General features: G+C 66.5%; 22 protein-coding genes. 12 read left to right on the plus strand and 10 right to left on the minus strand.

Annotation, left to right across the window (positions count from 1 at the left end; all coding sequences use genetic code 11):
• The 4 genes from A5706_RS07895 to A5706_RS07910 form a co-directional block, all read left to right on the plus strand.
• Positions 1-486, plus strand: a 486-nt coding sequence (locus A5706_RS07895) for an NAD-binding protein (RefSeq protein ID WP_156767012.1), incomplete at its 5' end; no start/stop codon positions are given.
• Positions 483-1,283, plus strand: a complete 801-nt coding sequence (locus tag A5706_RS07900; RefSeq protein ID WP_082964247.1) for an NAD(P)-dependent oxidoreductase — start codon at positions 483-485, stop codon at positions 1,281-1,283. The genes A5706_RS07895 and A5706_RS07900, both read left to right, overlap by 4 nt.
• Before the next feature lie 105 nt (positions 1,284-1,388).
• Entirely contained in the window at positions 1,389-2,594 is a 1,206-nt protein-coding gene (locus tag A5706_RS07905; protein WP_068128855.1) for a cytochrome P450, read from the plus strand.
• 11 nt (positions 2,595-2,605) lie between these two features.
• Positions 2,606-2,806 (plus strand): ferredoxin, encoded by a 201-nt coding sequence (locus A5706_RS07910; protein WP_067153045.1) that lies wholly within the window; start codon positions 2,606-2,608, stop codon positions 2,804-2,806.
• Here the strand turns inward: A5706_RS07910 and A5706_RS07915 are convergent.
• From A5706_RS07915 to A5706_RS07955, 9 genes are all read right to left on the minus strand, one after another.
• Positions 2,803-3,090 (minus strand): DUF1330 domain-containing protein, encoded by a 288-nt coding sequence (locus A5706_RS07915; protein ID WP_068128857.1) that lies wholly within the window; start codon positions 3,088-3,090, stop codon positions 2,803-2,805. The genes A5706_RS07910 and A5706_RS07915 overlap by 4 nt on opposite strands.
• Complete coding sequence (locus A5706_RS07920; protein ID WP_068128859.1) at positions 3,091-3,288, minus strand: ferredoxin; 198 nt, start codon at positions 3,286-3,288, stop codon at positions 3,091-3,093.
• Complete coding sequence (locus A5706_RS07925; protein ID WP_068128946.1) at positions 3,285-4,547, minus strand: cytochrome P450; 1,263 nt, start codon at positions 4,545-4,547, stop codon at positions 3,285-3,287. Before A5706_RS07925 ends, A5706_RS07920 begins: the two co-directional genes overlap by 4 nt.
• 132 nt (positions 4,548-4,679) lie before the next feature.
• The gene (locus A5706_RS07930) at positions 4,680-5,207 is read right to left on the minus strand and encodes a hypothetical protein (RefSeq protein ID WP_068128861.1); all 528 of its coding nucleotides are present in this window, start codon (positions 5,205-5,207) and stop codon (positions 4,680-4,682) included.
• Complete coding sequence (locus A5706_RS07935) at positions 5,204-5,818, minus strand: TetR/AcrR family transcriptional regulator (RefSeq protein ID WP_068128863.1); 615 nt, start codon at positions 5,816-5,818, stop codon at positions 5,204-5,206. Before A5706_RS07935 ends, A5706_RS07930 begins: the two co-directional genes overlap by 4 nt.
• A gap of 103 nt (positions 5,819-5,921) precedes the next feature.
• The gene (locus A5706_RS07940) at positions 5,922-7,067 is read right to left on the minus strand and encodes a thiolase family protein (RefSeq protein ID WP_068128949.1); all 1,146 of its coding nucleotides are present in this window, start codon (positions 7,065-7,067) and stop codon (positions 5,922-5,924) included.
• Positions 7,060-7,875 (minus strand): enoyl-CoA hydratase/isomerase family protein, encoded by an 816-nt coding sequence (locus tag A5706_RS07945; RefSeq protein WP_068128865.1) that lies wholly within the window; start codon positions 7,873-7,875, stop codon positions 7,060-7,062. Before A5706_RS07945 ends, A5706_RS07940 begins: the two co-directional genes overlap by 8 nt.
• Positions 7,872-9,038 carry an acyl-CoA dehydrogenase family protein gene (locus A5706_RS07950; RefSeq protein ID WP_068128867.1) on the minus strand — a complete coding sequence of 389 codons (1,167 nt, stop codon included), beginning with the start codon at positions 9,036-9,038 and terminating at the stop codon, positions 7,872-7,874. The genes A5706_RS07945 and A5706_RS07950 overlap by 4 nt, the downstream gene beginning before the upstream one ends.
• Positions 9,039-9,144: 106 nt before the next feature.
• Complete coding sequence (locus A5706_RS07955) at positions 9,145-10,443, minus strand: amidohydrolase family protein (protein WP_068128951.1); 1,299 nt, start codon at positions 10,441-10,443, stop codon at positions 9,145-9,147.
• Between the two features lie 282 nt (positions 10,444-10,725).
• Here A5706_RS07955 and A5706_RS07960 point away from each other — a divergent pair, with 282 nt between their 5' ends.
• The 8 genes from A5706_RS07960 to A5706_RS07995 are packed head-to-tail and all read left to right on the plus strand — an operon-like array spanning position 10,726 to position 16,696.
• Complete coding sequence (locus A5706_RS07960; RefSeq protein ID WP_068128869.1) at positions 10,726-11,259, plus strand: carboxymuconolactone decarboxylase family protein; 534 nt, start codon at positions 10,726-10,728, stop codon at positions 11,257-11,259.
• Between the two features lie 4 nt (positions 11,260-11,263).
• Positions 11,264-12,541, plus strand: coding sequence for an aromatic ring-hydroxylating dioxygenase subunit alpha (locus A5706_RS07965; protein WP_068128871.1), 1,278 nt, complete (start codon positions 11,264-11,266; stop codon positions 12,539-12,541).
• Positions 12,525-12,848 carry a hypothetical protein gene (locus A5706_RS07970; protein WP_068128873.1) on the plus strand — a complete coding sequence of 108 codons (324 nt, stop codon included), beginning with the start codon at positions 12,525-12,527 and terminating at the stop codon, positions 12,846-12,848. Before A5706_RS07965 ends, A5706_RS07970 begins: the two co-directional genes overlap by 17 nt.
• 3 nt (positions 12,849-12,851) lie before the next feature.
• On the plus strand, positions 12,852-14,066 hold the full coding sequence (locus A5706_RS07975; protein WP_068128874.1) for an amidohydrolase family protein: 1,215 nt from the start codon (positions 12,852-12,854) through the stop codon (positions 14,064-14,066).
• On the plus strand, positions 14,050-14,472 hold the full coding sequence (locus A5706_RS07980; protein ID WP_068128876.1) for a nuclear transport factor 2 family protein: 423 nt from the start codon (positions 14,050-14,052) through the stop codon (positions 14,470-14,472). The genes A5706_RS07975 and A5706_RS07980 overlap by 17 nt, the downstream gene beginning before the upstream one ends.
• 10 nt (positions 14,473-14,482) lie before the next feature.
• Complete coding sequence (locus A5706_RS07985; RefSeq protein ID WP_068128878.1) at positions 14,483-15,580, plus strand: acyl-CoA dehydrogenase family protein; 1,098 nt, start codon at positions 14,483-14,485, stop codon at positions 15,578-15,580.
• 51 nt (positions 15,581-15,631) lie between these two features.
• Entirely contained in the window at positions 15,632-16,378 is a 747-nt protein-coding gene (locus tag A5706_RS07990) for an acyl-CoA dehydrogenase family protein (protein ID WP_068128953.1), read from the plus strand.
• A gap of 54 nt (positions 16,379-16,432) precedes the next feature.
• Positions 16,433-16,696 carry a DUF4190 domain-containing protein gene (locus A5706_RS07995; protein ID WP_068128880.1) on the plus strand — a complete coding sequence of 88 codons (264 nt, stop codon included), beginning with the start codon at positions 16,433-16,435 and terminating at the stop codon, positions 16,694-16,696.
• Here the strand turns inward: A5706_RS07995 and A5706_RS08000 are convergent.
• Complete coding sequence (locus A5706_RS08000; protein ID WP_068128882.1) at positions 16,693-17,868, minus strand: acyl-CoA dehydrogenase family protein; 1,176 nt, start codon at positions 17,866-17,868, stop codon at positions 16,693-16,695. The two genes, A5706_RS07995 and A5706_RS08000, sit on opposite strands and share 4 nt — an antisense overlap.
• Between the last annotated feature and the right edge of the window lie 207 nt (positions 17,869-18,075).

Here is an 18,075-nt window from a genome sequence, read left to right on the forward strand (position 1 = left end):
GGACCACCATGGGGCGTCCCATCCGGCCCACGCCGACGAAGCCGACTTTCATCGGAGGGCCGGCTGCTGGTGATGGTCGGCGGCGACGGCGACGTCGTCGAGCGTTGCCGTCCGGTCTTCGAAACCTACGCCGACCCCGTCGTTCATCTGGGCGACCTCGGATCCGGGCAGACCACTAAACTACTGAACAACCTGCTGTTCACCGCCAACCTGGGCACCGCGGCCGCCACCCTGTCGCTGGCCGACGAGCTGGGCGTGTCGCCGGATCGCCTCGTCGAAGTCGTCTCGCGCGGCAGCGCAAACAGCTTCGCGCTCAACGCTCTTGGCGGCATCGGCGGCCTGGACCGGCTGGCCGGCCTGGCCGGGACGCTGCTGCAGAAGGACGTCCGGTTGGTCGTCGAACTCGCCGAGCGGGCCGCGGCCCGCGGGGGCGCCGTGCTCGACGCGGCCGACGCCACCCTGACCCAGATGGGGCACCCCCGATGAAAGTCGGCTTCGTCGGCGTGGGCCGGATGGGACGCCCCATGGTGGTCCGGCTCATCGACGCGGGCCACGACGTCCGGGCCCTGGCCCGGTCGGACGAACAGCGCCGCGATCTCGCGTGGCTCGGTGCCCACGCGGTGGGCGACGTGGGTGAGCTCGGTCCGTGGGCCGACGTCGTGGTGGTCTGCGTGTTCACCGACGAACAAGTGCGGCAGGTCTGCCTGGACGGCGCCCTGCTATCCACGATGCGGCCGGGTTCCACGTTGGTGGTGCATACCACCGCGAGCCCCAAGACGATCGAGGCCATCGCCGCCCGCGCCGCCGATGTCGGCGTGGTCGACGCCCCGGTCAGCGGCGGCCCGCACGACATCGCCGCCGGCATGCTGACGCTCTTCGTCGGCGGCGCCGACGCCGCGGTGAACCGGGTGCGAACCGTGCTGGGCTGCTACGGCGATCCGGTCCTGCACGTAGGGCCGATCGGCGCCGGGCAGAAGGTGAAACTGGTCAACAACGCGCTGTTCGCGGGCCATATCGGGCTGCTCGCGGAGGCCATCCGGTTGGGCGAAAGCCTGGGCGTCCCGGAATCGACGCTGCTGGAAGCACTCCCCCAGGGCAGCGCCGCCAGCCGGGTGCTGGACATCGTCGCCGCCCGGGGCTCCGTCGGCTCGTTCATCGAGGTAGCGGGCGAATTCGTGGCCAAAGACGTGGCGGTCGTACGTGACGTCGCCGCGGGACTGGGCGGTGACCTGGGCGCGCTGGAGCAAGTGATCAAAGTCGGCGGGGTTGGCGGGAAGGTCTGACATGGTGGTGTTTTGGTCTTTTCGCTGCGTCACGAAAGCGCTACCGTTAGCGTTACAGTCAGGCAATCCGCTGTAACGGTTCAGCCCGCCGATGAGGAGCATGCAGTGACCAAGCCGAAGGTCGTGTTCGATCCGTTCTCCGAGGAGTTCTTCAACAATCCGTTCGACATCTATCGACGGATGCGCGAAGACGCGCCGCTGTACTACGACGAGAAAGAGGACTTCTACGCGCTGACCCGGCACATCGACGTTGCGGCCGCGTTCAAGGACTTCGAGACGTATTCCTCGGCGCGCGGCTGCGACCTCGCGATGGTGCGGCGAGGGATCTCCCCCGAACAGAAGTCGATCATCTTCATGGACCCGCCTGAGCACCGCCACATGCGCAGCCTGCTCAACAAGGCGTTCACCCCGCGGGCCATTCAATCGCAGGTCGAAACGATCATCGAGGTGATCGAGAAATACCTGGGCGCCGCAGACCCCGACAATTTCGATGTCGTGCAGGACTTCTCCGGGCCGTTCCCGGTGGAAGTCATCACCCGGATGGCCGGCGTTCCAGAGGAATACCGTCAACAGGTGCGCCACTGGATCGACACCAGCCTGCATCACGAACCCGGGCAGATCGATATCAGCGAAGCCGGGATGCAGGCGAACATCGATACCGCGATGTACTACTTCGGCCTGATCCAGGAGCGGCGCGCCGAACCGCAGGACGACATGATCAGCCGGCTGATCGCGGCCGAAATCCCCGGCGAGGACGGTAACCCGCGCAAGCTCGACGACATCGAAATCACCGGCTTCGCCACCCTTTTGGGCGGCGCGGGCGCCGAGACCGTCACCAAGCTGCTCGGCAACGCGGCGGTGATCTTCGCTCATCACCCCGACCAGTGGCAGATGCTGCAGGACGACCGCAGCAAGATTCCGGGCGCGGTGGAAGAGCTGTTGCGCTACGAGGGGCCGGTGCAATACAACGTGCGCTACACCCTCAAAGAGGCGCACGTCAGTGGCGGCGTGATCCCGGCGGGCAAGCCGGTGTTCCTCTGCGGTGCCGCCGCGAACCGCGATCCGGAGGCCTTCACCGACGCCGAGACGTTCGACATCGAGCGCGACCAGACCGAGGCGCAACACCTGGGTCTCGGATACGGGATCCACAGCTGCCTCGGCGCGGCGCTGGCGCGCCTTGAGAGCAGGCTCGCGCTGGAGCGGCTGCTGGACTTCATGCCGCGCTACGAGGTGGACTGGGCCGGGTGCAAGCGGGTGAACATGCAGAACGTCGCCGGCTGGAAGAATGTACCCGTCAAGATACTTCGGTAAGGGGAATCGCGATGACGAAGAAGATCGAGGTCGACTGGGGGCTTTGCGAAAGCAACGGCGTCTGCATGGGCATCAACCCCGAGATCTTCCACCTCGGCGACGACGACATGCTGACCGTGCTGCAAGAGGAAGTCACCCCGGAGATCGAATCGGACGTGCGTGAGGCCGTCCGTCAATGCCCCCGGCAGGCGATCTCGATCGTGGAGGGCTAGCCGAATCCGGAAAGGATGACCGCGTTGCAGTCGGCCGCCGCTTGGCGTAGCCGCGCCGCCTTTTGGTAGGCCTCGGACTCGTACCACGCCCGGGCCGCGTCCACCGATTCGAATTCCAGCACGACGGTCTGGTGGCCATGCCAGGTGCCCTCGATGACCGTGGGTGCGGTGTCCACCGCCAGTATGTTGACCCCGCCCATCGCCGCTCCCGCGGCCCGGCCGTAGGCCTTCATGCCCTCGGGATCCTTGATGGCCTCGGTCAGAATGATGTAGCCCTTAGCCATTCAATCTCCCTGCGTCTCGCTGATCGCCTGCTCGGGGCAGCAGTCGATGGCCTCTCGGGTGGCGGCCTCGAATTCCGTTGGGACCTCGGATGTTATCGACTCCGCGTAACCGTCGTCGGTTAGGTTGAACACGTCGGGGCACAACGTGACGCACACGCCGTGACCGCGACAGCGTTGGTCGTCGACCGAAACTTTCATGTGGGCGTGAACTCCAGGTGCAGTTCGGTCAGGCCGCGCAGGATGTAGGTCGGAACATATTGGTAGCGGCGGTCATTCGCAGGGCCGTGCACGCTCTCGTCGATCCTGATGTCGGATGTCCGGTCGAGCAGTCGCTCGATCGCCACCCGGGTCTCGGCCCGCGCCAGCGGCGCGCCGGGGCAGCTGTGGATTCCCCGCCCGAACGAGATGTGCTGGCGGGCGTTTTTGCGGGCCGGATCGAATGTGGTCGGGTCCTCGAACCGGCGCGGATCGCGGTTGGCGGCCGCCTGCACGATCATCACGGTGGTGCCCGCCGGTAAATCGACGCCGCCGACGTTGACGGGCACCCGGTTCAGCCGGAAGTCTCCCTTGACCGGGCTTTCGTGGCGAAGCGACTCTTCGATGAAGTTGGGGATCAGGCTGCGGTCCCTGCGCAGCTGCGCCTGGATGTCGGGGCGCTCCCCGATTGTCTGAAGCGCGGCGCCGAGCAGCCGCACGGTGGTCTCCTGGCCCGCCGAAAAGACGTTGCTGGCGACACGGGCGACGTCTTCGACGTCGGGGATCGAGCCGTCGGGGAAGGTGGCGGTCGCGAGGCCGGTCAGCACGTCGTCGCGGGGCTCGCGACGGCGGTCGCGGACATAGTCTGAGAACAGGCCGTAGAGGAATTCCAGAGGGCTGTGCGCCAGCGACTCCTTGCCGGTGCCCCCGACGCCGCCACCAGCATGCTCGGCGATGCCCTTGACGAACTTGTCCCGGTCCTCCATCGGCACGCCCAGCAGGTCGGCGATCACCAGCAGCGTGAACGGGCCGGCGAAGCCCTTGATCCAGTCGCCGCGGCCGGGCGCCAGGAAATCGTCGAGCGCCTGGTCGGCGAGCGCCCACATGGCGTCCTCGTTCTCCTTGAGGCGCTTCGGGGTGATCAGCCGCATCAGCAGCGAGCGGTGGTTGGTGTGGGTCGGCGGATCCAGCGTGGGCAGCTGGTCGCTGAACGGCAGCTCGTCGCGGTGCTGCTCGATCAGCTCGGTGATGTCGCTGTCTCCCAACCCCTCGAGGCTGACCGGAAAACCGGGAAACGGTCCGGTCACCGAGATGCACGAGGACCACGTCGCGGCGTCGTTGAGCACCGCGCAGGCCTCGTCCCAACCGGTCACCATGGTGACGCCGTGGTGGGATTCCCGCGTCACTGGGCACTGCTGCCGCAACGCCTCGTAGTAGGGATACGGGTCCGCGATGAGCTCTTTGCCGCGGAAGAAATCCATCTTGGTGAAGTCGTTCACCGTGTCGCTCCGTTCGAATCTCAGCAGTGAGAATGAGCCTCTCAGAGATGAGTATTACATTTCCACACGGTCCAGTCGTCGTCAAACGACGGCTGCCGAGTTTGGAAGCGGTGACTAGCCGGCGGGAACCAGGTCGGCGGCCACCGAGGGCCACGCCAGCAGCCCGCTGCGGAAGGTTTCGAGGCCGCCGATCGGGCCGTGCGGCACGCCGTCGCCGTTCAACGCCGCCGCCAGGGCTTGGCCCTTGAAGATCTTCGCCGCCATGCTCAGCCGGTGCTGTACCAGGCCGACGCTGTCGTCCAGCTCGGCCGGCCAGCTCTCGCCCCACAGCGTCACCTCGGTGACGCCGTGGTCGAGGGCTTGCAACACGCCCTGTCGCACGCGGGAGTCGCATCCGAACAGGTCGGCCGCGGCCGCCAGCGCCTGGGGGTGCGGCCGCGTGTCCACCGTGGCCAGGGCGTCCTCGAGGTCGAGCGTCCGGGCGCCAAGGATCTGCAGCGGCCGAACGTCGGGGCAGTCGGCCAGGTCGGTCAGCAGGACGGTGACGTCCCATCCCGCCATCGAGCGGTCGAAGAGCCAGCCGCCGGCGAACCTGACCACGTCGGCGACGCTGCTGGCGACAACGTCGAGCCGGTACCTCATGTCTGCTCGCTCGTCTTCGGCGGCGCGAAGTCCCGCGCCAGCGCCTCCGCGTATTCCTTGAAGGCGTCGGTCAGCGGTATCGAAGGGTCGAGCAACCATATTGTTTCCATTCCGTGGACGAAGGCGAGAATTTCGATTGCCTTGACGGCGGGGTCGATGTCGGTGCGATACCGGCCGTCCGCCTGGCCGAGCCGGATGAGCTCGGCGACGATGTCGATGGCCTGTCGCTGCCGGTCCAGCATGCGGTCGTGCAGCGGGGCGTCGGGGAGGATGTTTTCGACCAGCAGCACGGTGAACGTGCCCACCATCTCTGGCGCCCGGCTGAAGCGATCGGCGACCCGGGCGATCTCGGCGAGCAGATCCCCGGCGCGGTCGGCGTGGGTGGCGTCGTCCTGGTCGCGTGCGTCCAGCACGGCGTGCAGCAGCTGCTCCTTGGATTCGAAGTGGTGCAGCAGGCCCGCGGGGGTGACCCCGGCCTCGCCGGCGATCTGGGCGAGCGTGGTGTTGCGCCAGCCGTTGCGCATAAGCAGGCGTTGCGCCACGTCGAGGATCCGCTGCTTGCGGTCCTCGCCCTTGGCGAGAAGCGTGTCGTATCGCCGCGCGACGGGCACCGGGTTCCCTCTCGGCCAGCCGTTGTAACAACCTACTGAACACACAGTAGGTTGGTTGCCCGGCTGTGACAAGCGTCTCATCGGGGCCGTTTTTCGGCGGGTGTTACGAGACCAGCTCGACCAGGGTGGCGTTGGCCGTGCCGCCGCCCTCACACATCGTCTGCAGGCCGTATCGGATGCCGTTATCACGCATGTGGTGGGCCATCCGCGTCATCAGCACCGCGCCGGAGGCGCCCAGCGGGTGCCCCAGCGCGATGGCGCCACCCAGCGGATTCAGTCGACTCGGGTCCGCTCCGGTTTCCGCGAGCCACGCCAGCGGGACCGGTGCGAACGCCTCGTTGACTTCGAAGACCCCCACGTCCGCCAGCGAGATGCCGGCCTTGGTCAGCACCTTCTCGGTCGCCGGGATGGGTCCGGTCAGCATGAGGACGGGATCGGCCCCCGTGACGGCGCCGGCCCGGTAGCGCAACAGCGGCGTCAAACCCAGCTCGACCGCCATCTCCGCCGTGGTCACCAACAGCGCCGCCGCCCCGTCGGAGATCTGCGAGGAATTGCCCGCATGAATCACGCCGTCGTCGACGAACGCGGGCTTGAGCCCGGCCAGTTTCTCGACGGTGGTGCCGCGGCGCACCCCCTCGTCGGCGACGACGGTTCCGTCATCGGTGAACACCGGAACGATCTGATCGGTGAAGGCCCCGCTGTCCTGGGCCGCGGCCGCCCGCTCGTGCGACTGGGCCGAGTACTCGTCCAGCTGGCCGCGCGAAAATCCCCACTTCTTGGCGATCATCTCCGCCGACAGGCCCTGGTTGAACGAGAAATCGTCATAGCGCTCAAGGACTTTCGGGCCGTACGGCATCCCCGACGCGCGGGCCGCGCCCAGCGGAACGCGGCTCATCACCTCCACGCCGCCGGCCACGACGACATCCTGCTGACCCGACATCACCGCCTGCACGGCGAAATCGAGCGCCTGCTGGCTCGAACCGCACGCCCGGTTGACCGTGGTGCCGGGGATGGTTTCCGGCCAGCCGGCGGCCAGGACCGAGTAGCGCCCGATGTTGCTGGACTGGTCGCCGACCTGGGACACGCATCCCCAGACCACGTCGTCGACGATCTCCGGTCCCACGCCGGCGCGGTCCAGCAACTCGTTGAGGACGACCGCGGACAGGTCCGCGGGATGCACGCCGGACAAACCCCCGTTGCGCTTTCCTACCGCCGTCCGTACTGCCTCGACGATGACCGTCTCACGCATCTTGTTCTCCATCAGTTTTCGATAACGCCCATCGACCAGTAAACGACGGCTCGCGTCGTTCGGCGAAGGCGGCATACGCGTCCGCTGCGTCCGCCGTCGCAAAGTTGCCGATCTGCGCGCGCGCCTCGTTGGCCAGCGCAGCGCGCATCGTGCAATCGGCGCCCTCGTTCAGCAGCGCCTTCGTTTGTGCGAGCGCGAACGGCGGACCGGACGCGAGCCGATCGGCGAGATCACCGACGAAGGCGTCGATCTCGGTGGCGGACACCACCCAGGTCACCAGGTTGAGGGCCTGGGCTTCGGCTGCATCGATGGTCTCCGCGAGCAGCGCGAGACGCTTAGCCTGCTGCAGCCCAACGAGTTTCGGCAGCAACCAGGAACCGCCCAGGTCGACGGAGAGGCCCCGCTTCGAAAAGATCTGGCAGAAGGTGGATTCCGGTGTCGCGACCACCAGATCGCAACCCAGCGCCAGATTCCATCCCGCCCCCACCGCGACGCCCGTCACCTTGGCGACGGTGGGAATCGGAAGCTCGTGCAAGGCCAGGGCCACGTCCGTCAGGCGCTGCAGCTTGTATTTCGGATGAACGTCATCGGGCACCGAGATGTCGGCGCCCGAGCAGAAGCTGCCGCCGGCACCGGTGATGACCAGCGCACGCACGCCGCGGTCGCGCCCGGCCTCGTCGAGGGCGTCCCGCAACGCGATCCACAGCGCGGGATCGATCGCGTTCTTGCGCCGCGGACGATTGAGGATCAGGGTCCGCACGCGGCCGCGGTCGTCGACGAGCAGCGACGGATCGTCGGGCGTGGTCAATAGCTCCTCGGCAATTTCAGTACGTTGGATCCCAGGAAATTCAAAATCATCTCCTGGCTGACCGGCGCGATCTTCATCAGCCGAGCCTCGCGGAAGTAGCGCGTGATGTGGTACTCCTCCGCGTATCCCATGCCGCCGTGGGTCTGCAACGCCCGGTCCGCGGCGGTGAAGCCGGCGTCCGCGCACAGGTATTTGGCGGTATTGGCCTCGCGCCCACAGGGTTTGCCGTTGTCGTAGAGCCAGGTCGCCTTGCGCAGCATCAACTCGGCCGCGTCGAGGCGGGCCAGCGAATCGGCGAGGGGGAACTGCAGGCCCTGGTTCATGCCGATGGGCCGCCCGAAGACCTCACGCTCGTTGCCGTACTTCACCGCCTTGTCCAGCGCCACCCGTCCGATGCCGAGCGCCTCGGCGGCGATCAGCATCCGTTCGGGATTGAGGCCGTCGAGGATGTACTGGAAACCCTTGCCCTCCTCGCCGATTCGGTCCTCGACGGGCACTTCGAGATTGTCGATGAACAACTCGTTGGAGCTGACGGCGTTGCGGCCCATCTTGCGGATGGGCCGGATGTCGACCCGGCTGCGGTCGAGATCGGTGATGAACAGCGTCATCCCGTCGGTCTTCTTGGTGACTTCCTCGTAGCTCTGGGTGCGCGTCAGCAGCAGGATCTTGTCCGACTCCATCGCTTTGGAGATCCACACTTTGCGGCCGTTGACGATGTAGCGGTCGCCGTCGCGTTTGGCGAAGGTGGTGATGCGCGACGTGTCCAGCCCCGCACCGGGTTCGGTCACGCCGAAGCAGACGTGCACCTCGCCCGTTGCGACCTGGGGCAGCGTGCGCGCCTTGAGTTCCTCGGAACCGTGCACCACCACCGGTTGCATGCCGAAGATCGACAGGTGGATCGAGCTGGCGGCGTTCATGGCGCCGCCGGATTTCGCCACCTCCTCGAGCAGGATAGTTGCTTCGGTGATCCCCAGACCGTGGCCGCCGTACTCGGTCGGAATCGTCATGCCGAGCCAGCCGCCGTCGGCTATGGCCCGGTAGAACTCGGTCGGAAACTCGTGCGCCTGGTCCTTTTCCATCCAGTACTGGTCGTCGAACTTCCGGGCCAGCTCGGCGACCGACCGGCGGATCAGCTCCTGGTCATCGGTCAGCTCGAAATTCATTCCACCGCCGGGCACTGCTGGGTCTCCTCTCAGCGCGAGCAGACACAAAAGCGCCCGACACGCCGACAAATTTGGCGCTTTTGCGTCTGCTCGGCGCCAGTACGGCTTAGTCCGTGTTGCCGGTAAGGGCTTTCGCGTTGGCCGCGAATTCCGCGAAGGACGAGCCGCCTCGGGAGTCCTTGGCGTGGCCCGCCGCCTTGATGGAGACGTCGTGCCCCTCGGCGGCCTTGCGCAGCGCACCCACGGTCGCCTGTTCGCGCGAGATATGCGTGAACGGGTCGAACGAGTACCACCGCATCGCGTTCTCGTGCGTCATCTTGTTGATTTCGTCGTCGGGGACATTGTTGAGGGACAACACATCCCAGAGTTCCTCGGGCGCGCCCGGCCACATCGAGTCGCTGTGCGGGTAGTCGGCTTCCCAGCAGATGTTGTCGATGCCGATCATGTTGCGCAGCGCCACGCCGACCTTGTCGCTGATGAAGCAGGTCAGGAAGTGGTCGCGGAAAACCTCGCTGGGCAGCTTGCCGCCAAAGTTCTGGTGGGTCCAGGCGGAGTGCATCTCGTACGTCCGGTCCGCGCGCTCCAGGAAGTAGGGAATCCAGCCGGTTCCGCCCTCGGACAGGGCGATCTTCAGGTCCGGGTATTCCTTGATGGGCCGCGACCACAACAGGTCGGCGGCGGCCTGCACGATGTTCATCGGCTGCAGCGTGATCATCACGTCCATCGGCGCATCCGGCGCGGTGATGGCCAACCGGCCGGACGACCCGATGTGCACGTTCATCACCGTGTCGGTGTCCACCAAGGCTTTCCACAGCGGGTTCCAGTACTCGTCATGGAAGCTGGGATAACCCATCGCGGCCGGGTTCTCGGTGAAGGTCAGCGCGTGCACGCCTTTCTTCGACACCCGGCGCACCTCGGCGGCGCACGCCTCCGCATCCCAGATCACCGGGATCGCCATCGGGATGAACCGAGCCGGGTACGCGCCGCACCACTCGTCGATGTGCCAGTCGTTGTAGGCCTGCACCAGAGCGATCGAGAAGTCGTGATCCTCAGTGACGAACAACCGCCCCGCGAAGCCCGGGAAGGAGGGGAAGCAGATCGATGCCAGGATGCCGCCGGCGTTCATGTCCTTGACGCGCTCGTCGACGTTGTAACAACCCGGCCGGATCTCGTCGAGCCCCGTCGGCTCGATGCCGTACTCCTCCTTGGGGCGGCCGGCGACCGCGTTGAGGGCCACGTTGGGGATAACCGTGTCGCGGAACTTCCACATGTCGGAGCCATCGGCGTTGTGCACCAGCCGCGGCGCATCGTCCTGGTACTTCTTCGACAGGTGGTTCTTGAACATGTCCGGCGGTTCGACGGTGTGGTCGTCGACGCTGATCAGGATCATGTCTTCCTTGTTCATGGCCATTCCTTCCGAGTCTCGGATGCGTCTCAGCCATTCGGGCGTGCCGCTCCCACACGACATCGACAAGCAATGCCCGGCGCCAAGAACACTATTTTGAAAACTATCTTCTCGCGAAGCGAGAATCAACATCCAGCGACCGCGGCGGGCCCGGCCAGCGCGGATCCCTGCCGTCGGCATTGACCAACCGACCGAATCATGCAACTCTATTGGTTGGAAATGAGAATATGATTCTCCTGGATCGAGAGTTACCCGATAGAACGCCGAGAGGAGGCGCGCGCAATGCGCCTGCCGCCGCTGCCCGCGGACCAGTGGGACGAGGCCGTCGAGCAGTCGCTTGCCGGCATGCTTCCCCCGGAACGTCGTAACCCGCGGGACGCCGGCACGCTCATGTCGACGCTGGCGCGCCACCCGAAACTGGCCCGGGCGTATCTGCGGTTCGGCGGGTACCTGCTGCTCGATTCCTCCCTACCCGCGCGCATCCGCGAACAAGCCATCCTGCGAGTCGCCCATCGATGCGACTGCGCCTACGAGTGGTCCCACCACGTGGACATCGCAAAGAAGGTCGGACTGTCCGAAGCGGAGATCGCCGCCGCCAAGACCGGCGAGACGGACGACGAGTTCGATCGCGCCGTCTTCGCCGCCGTCGACGAACTCGACGAGAAGTCAAACGTCTCGGATCAGACGTGGGCCAGCCTCAGCGAGCGGCTCGACGAACGTCAGCGCATGGACTTCGTCTTCACCGTCGGCGGTTACATCGCGCTCGCGATGGCCATCAACACTTTTGGCGTACAGCTCGAGAACGAGAAAGGTTAGAGCCTTGCCCCACTTCCCGAAACCAGCTGCCGGAAGCTGGACAGAAAACTACCCCGAGCTCGGTACCGCGCCGGTCGATTACACCGATTCCATCGACCCAGCGTTCTTCGAGGCCGAGCGTGACGCGATCTTCAAGAGGACCTGGCTCAACGTCGGCCGCGTGGGGCGGTTGCCGCGCACCGGCAGCTACTTCACCAAGGAGCTGCCGTCGGCGGGCAAGGGCACGTCGGTGATCATCACCAAGACCAAGGACGGGACGGTCAAGGCGTACCACAACGTCTGCCGGCACCGCGGAAACAAGCTGGTGTGGAACGACTTTCCGCACGAGGAGACCTCGGGCACGTGCCGCCAGTTCACCTGCAAGTACCACGCCTGGCGCTACAGCCTGGACGGCGAGTTGACCTTCGTCCAACAGGAAGACGAGTTCTTCGGCCTCGACAAGAGCCAATACGGCCTGGCGCCCGTCCGGTGCGAGGTGTGGGAAGGCTTCATCTTCATCAACTTCGACGACAACGCGGCGCCGCTCACCGACTACCTCGGGCCGCTGGCCAAGAGCATCGAGGGCTACCCCTTCGGCGCGATGACCGAGACATACTCGTACCGGGCCGAGGTCGGCAGCAACTGGAAGCTGTTCATCGACGCGTTCGTCGAGTTCTACCACGCGCCGATCCTGCACCAGGGGCAGTACACCAAGGAAGAAGCCGCCAAGATCCAGAAGTACGGCTACGAGGCGCTGCACTACGAGTTGGCCGGTCCGCACAACCTGCAATCGACCTGGGGTGGTCAGGCGCCGCCGCCGGACATGTCGATGGTCAAGCCGATGGACCAGGTGTTGCGCAGCGGTTTGTTCGGCCCCTGGGACAAGCCGGAAATCATCGAGAACCTCGAGCTGCCACCGGGTGTCAACGTGAAGCGAGCGCCGCAGTGGGGCATCGACTCGTGGCTCTTCTACCCGAACTTCATGCTGCTGATCTGGGAGCCGGGCTGGTATTTGACCTACCACTATTGGCCGACCGCCGTGGACAAGCACACCTTCGAGTGCACGCTCTATTTCGTCCCGCCGCGCAACGCGCGGGAACGCCTCGCCCAGGAGCTGGCCGCCGTAACCTTCAAGGAGTACGCGCTGCAGGACGCCAACACCCTGGAGGCGACCCAGACCATGATCGGAACCCGGGCCGTCAAGGAGTTCCTGCTGTGCGACCAGGAAGTCCTGATCCGTCATCTGCACAAGACGACCGGCGACTTTGTAAAGGAGTACCAGCGCAATGGCGTTACCGTCTGAATTTGCCGACCTGGAGCCCTATTTGGACTGGGATCTGGCTACCGAGCCGGAACGCTACGCCAAGCGGCTGGCCTCGACGATGCCCGAGATGCAGGCGTTCTACGATGTCGCCTTCCCGCGCCTCAACGACGCCATCGCCTACTGCGACAAATTCCCACTGGACGATCTGCCCGACGACGCAAAAAGTCTCATGCACATCATGCAGTCGCTCGTGATGGTGTCGTTTCCGATCGAGGCATGGAAGCAGCCGCGGGTGCCCGACAGCGGCGCGGCCTGGGTGGAGTGCATCCGGGAACCGGTGATCTAACCGGTGTTGACGCTCAAGGCCGCCGGGCTGCTTGACGTCGACGCCGGCGAGATCGTCTCCCCCGGCGTCGTCCGGATCGAGGGCGACCGGATCGCGGGGCTGGGCGGTGGGCCCGAGGGTGAGCTCATCGACCTCGGCGAGGCGATCCTGCTGCCCGGGCTGATGGACATGGAGGTCAACCTCCTGATGGGCGGGCGCGGGGAGAAACCCGGCCTGTCCCAGGTTCAGGACGACCCGCCGACCCGAGTGCTGCGCGCGGTCGGCAACGCCCGCCGCACGTTGCGCGCCGGCTTCACCACGGTGCGAAACCTCGGGTTGTTCGTCAAGACCGGTGGCTACCTGCTTGACGTCGCGCTGGGCAAGGCCATCGATGCGGGCTGGATCGAGGGGCCGAGGGTGGTGCCGGCCGGCCACGCCATCACCCCGACCGGCGGCCACCTGGATCCGACGATGTTCGCCGCCTTCGCCCCCCACGTGTTGGACCTGACCGTCGAAGAGGGCATCGCCAACGGGATCGACGAAATCCGCAGGGCCGTTCGCTACCAGATCAAACACGGCGCCGAGCTGATCAAGGTCTGCTGCTCGGGCGGAGTGATGTCGCTGACGGGACCGCCCGGCGCTCAACATTATTCGGACGAGGAGCTGTGCGCGATCGTCGACGAGGCACACCGGCGCGGGCTGCGGGTTGCCGCACACACACACGGGGCGGACGCGGTCAAGCACGCCGTCGCGGCCGGCATCGACTGCATCGAGCACGGCTTCCTGATCGACGACGAGGCGATCGCGACCATGGTCGAGCATGGCACGTTCCTGGTATCCACTCGGCGCCTGGCGGAGGGCATGGACGTCTCGCACGCCCCGCCCGAGCTGCAGGCCAAGGCGGCGGAGATGTTCCCCAAGTCGCGCACCTCGATCCTGGCCGCCCACCAGGCCGGTGTGAAGATCGCCGTCGGCACCGACGCGCCCGCGATACCGCACGGCAAGAACGCCGACGAGCTTGTCACCCTGGTGGAATGGGGCCTGCCGCCGCTGGCGGTGCTGCGCGCGGCCACGGTGACCGCGGCCGAGCTGATCAACTCGACCGACCGGGGCCGGCTGGTGCAGGGGCAGCTCGCCGATATCATCGCGGTACCCGGAAACCCGTTGGAAGACATCACCGTTACCCAACAGGTCAGCTTCGTCATGAAAGGCGGCAAGGTCTATGCCAACCAGAACTGACGATCTGGTCGAGATTCAGCAGCTGCTCGCCCGCTACGCGGTGACCATCACCCAAGGCGACATCGAGGGACTCATCGGCGTCTTCACCCCGGACGGAACATACAGCGCGTTCGGCGACATCTATCGGCTGGACAGGTTCCCCGAGCTGGTCGCTGCGGCGCCAAAGGGCTTGTTTCTCACCGGAACCGCCCTGGTCGAGGACATCGACGGCGATTCGGCCAGCGGCACGCAGCCGCTGTGCTTCATCGAGCACGCCACCCATGACATGAGGATCGGTTACTACCGCGACACCTACGCCCGCACCGCCGACGGGTGGCGGCTGAAGACAAGGGCGATGACCTTCATCCGGCGCAGCGGCGTGCACGACTCCGGGCGCCCGCACGCCGTCGGCCGTCCGCAGCCGTGAAAGCCGAGCGGTGAATGTCGAGGAGTTCCGGGCGGGCCTGTGCGCGTGGCTCGACGACAATGATCTGACCCCGGGACCCGATCACTCGCTGCAGGGCCATATGCAGCAATTCGCCCGCGTCAGCCGTGCGTTGTACGACGCCGATTGGATGCGCTACGGCTGGCCCGTCGAGGTCGGCGGCCTGGGTGGGCCCGCGGTGCTTCGCGCGATCGTCGGCGAGGAAGTGGTGGGCCGGCGACTGGCCGAGCCCGGCCCGTACTCGATGCTCGAAGTGCTCGCTCCCACGATGATCGATTACGCGCCCGCCGAACTCGCCGCGGAAATGGTGCCGCGACTGCTCAGCGGCCGCGAGCATTGGTGCCAAGGCTTTTCCGAGCCCGGGTCGGGCAGCGACCTGGCGTCGCTGACCACCCGCGCCACCCCGGACGGCGACAACTGGGTCGTCAACGGCCAGAAGGTCTGGACCAGCTTCGCGCAATTCTCCACCCGCTGCGTCCTGCTCACTCGCACCGCGCCGGCGCAGCCCTCTCATGACGGAATCACGGCGTTCTTCGTCGACCTGGACACCCCGGGCATCACCATCCGGCCGCTTCGCACGATGCACGGGGTCGACGAGTTCTGCGAGGTCTACTACGACGACGTGGTGATCCCGTCAAGCCGCATGCTCGGCCGACCCGGAGACGGCTGGCGACTCGCGATGGACCTGCTGCCCTATGAGCGCTCCGCCTGCTTCTGGCAGCGGATCGCCTACCTGTACTCGCGCTTCGACGAGCTCATTGCCGAAGCGCGGGAACCCGACGAATCCGCTTTGGGCTCGGCCTATCTGGCGCTGCACACGCTGCGCTGCCGATCCCGTGACACCCAGCACCGATTGCGTGACGGCGCGCGATTGGGACCGGACACCTCCATCGACAAAGTGCTACTGGCCACCGCCGAGCAACGGCTCTACGACACCGTCCGTGACCTGTTGCCCGGGACGCTGGAGCTCGATGACACGCCGTGGCGCTCGGAGTACCTGTACTCGCGAGCGGCCACCATCTATGGCGGAACCGCCGAGATCCAGCGCAACATCATCGCCCGCCGGCTGCTCGACCTCGGGAAGGAGTGAATCGTGGACGCCGAGGCGCTGCAGCTGCTGGCCGACTCCTTGCGCACCACCATGACCGCCGCGAGTGGGGCCAAGCTCGACGCGGCGCTGTCCGATCTCGGCTGGCACGACATGCTCGATGAGATGCCCGACGTCGCAATACCTTTGGTGTTCCGGCTGCTCGGCGAGTCCGGCGCGCACGCCCCGGTGCTCAACGATGTGGTGCTGCGAGCCACCGGACGCGGGGACCGCGGAACCGTGCCCCTGCCGTTCGCCGGGGGGTCCTGGGTGGTGTGGGAGCGCGACGACCGGGCCACCGCGGCGCTGGACGGGCTGCCGATACGCCATGTGCCGCAGGGTGATCCGGTTCCGCTCGCCGCGGGACGACGGGCGGTGGGCTGGTGGCTGGTCGGCAGCAGCCGGGCGATGCTGTCGCTGGCGCGCCAACATGCCGTGGACCGTGTTCAGTTCGGTCGGCGCATCAGCTCGTTTCAGGCGATCCGGCACCGGTTGGCCGAGACGCTCGTCGCGATCGAGGGCGCCGAGGCGACCCTGCGTGCCGCCGCCCAGCCGGACGACGCCGACGGCCTGGCTTCCCTGCTGGCCAAGGCCGCGGCCGGTCAGGCTGCGCTCACCGCCGCACGCCACTGCCAACAGGTCCTGGGCGGCATCGGCTTCACCGCCGAGCACCAGCTGCACCACCACGTCAAGCGGTCACTGGTCCTGGACGGCCTGCTGGGCAGCGCGCGGGAGCTGACCCGGGAGGCCGGGACGACGTTGCGGGCCAAGGGCTTCGCGCCGCGGCTGGCGCAGCTGTAACGCGCGGCGGGGCCGGCGCGTAAACTCGGCAGGCCACCCAAGAGATCGGACGCAATGACCCAACCCGACGTACCCCGGAACGAGGTCGGCGTCGCCTCGCTGCTCGTGGGCATCGTCGCGCTCTTCACCTGCTGGCTGCTCATCGGGGTGCCCTTCGGCATAGCGGCGGTGATAACGGGCGACGTCGCCCGTAGGCGAGTGCAGCGCGGCGAGGCCAACAATCCCCGAATCGCCCTGGCGGGCATGGTGTTAGGGGCTATCTCGATCGCCGCGGGGCTGGCGGCGATCGGCTACTACGCCTGGTTGGACGCGCGCTAGTTGCGCGGCAGGCCGAGCACCCGCTCGGCGATGATGTTGCGCTGGATTTCGGACGTGCCGCCGGCGATGGTCGCGGCGAAGCTGCGCGCGTAGCGGTCGAACCAGCTGCGGTAGTGGCTGTCGAGGTTCAGCGGCGCGAACGGCGCGGTCACTGCGTGGTAGACGAGGCCCTCGGCGCCCGCGGCATTCAGCGCGTCCTCGGAGGCGCGCTGTAGCGCCTCCGAACCGAGCAGCTTGAGCACCGACTGTGCCGGTACGTCCTCCTCCCCGCGGGCGGCGCGCGCCAGGGCCGCCGAGCCCAGCAGCCGCAGCGCGTAGGAATCCATCACCAAGGTGGCGTAGCGGTCCCGCTCCAGCGGCCCGGACGGGGTGAAATCGGCGGTCAGTTCGTGCAACAGGTCGACATACCCCATCCACAGCATGATCCGTTCGTGCCCCAGCGAACCGGTTGCCACCCGCCAGCCCTCATCGAGCTGGCCGACGAGATTTTCGGCCGGCACCCGCGCGTCGGTGAAAAACACCTCGTTGAAGTCGATTTCATCGCCGTCGCACATCGACGCGAACGGGCGGCGCACCACGCCCGGGGTGTCGGTCGGGATCATCAGCGCGCTGATGCCCTTGTGTTTCGGCTTGCCCGGATCGGTGCGCACGAACGCCAACAGCACGTCGGCGTCATGAGCGCCCGACGTCCACACCTTCTGCCCGTTGACCACGAAATGGTCGCCGTCAAGCACCGCCCGCGTTTTCAGCGACGCCAGGTCCGAACCCGCGCCCGGTTCGCTCATCCCCAACGACGCGGTGATCTCGGCCCGCAGGATCGGCACCGCCCATCGCCGCTTTTGCTCCGGGGTGCCAAACGTCAACAACGACGCCGCGATGATGCCGACGCCCTGCGGATTGAAACTCTGATAGATGCGCCGGCGCCCCAATTCCTCCAAATACACGTATTGCTGCAAAAGCGTGGCGTTGCGACCACCGAATTCCGGTGGATTGCCGGGCAGCAGCCATCCGCTGTCGAAGAGCAGCCGCTGCCAGCGCCGGGCCCACTCGGGGATGTGCGAACTCGACCGGGGGCGCTCGACCGCCTCGGCCTCGGAGGGAAGATGCGCGTCCAGGAAGGCCACGAACTCGGCGCGGAACGCCTCGACGTCGGCATCAAAGGTCAGTTGCACAGCACTCCTGCGAAGGGCGGTTTCCGGGTTCTCGGGGACGGCGTGGATCGCTCTTGCGGTTAAGCTTCCATACACACGTGTAAGAGAATACTATTCTCGTCGTGAGAAAGTTACAATCTCCAACACGGCGTCCATAGGGGGTCGAGCGCACCGATGGCACGGCGTTCTCCGGTAGAGTCCAATCATGTTCTCCCCACGCGGCAATCG

It is taken from the genome of Mycobacterium sp. E796 (genome assembly GCF_001672815.1).
In the GTDB taxonomy this organism is placed as follows: Bacteria; Actinomycetota; Actinomycetes; order Mycobacteriales; family Mycobacteriaceae; genus Mycobacterium.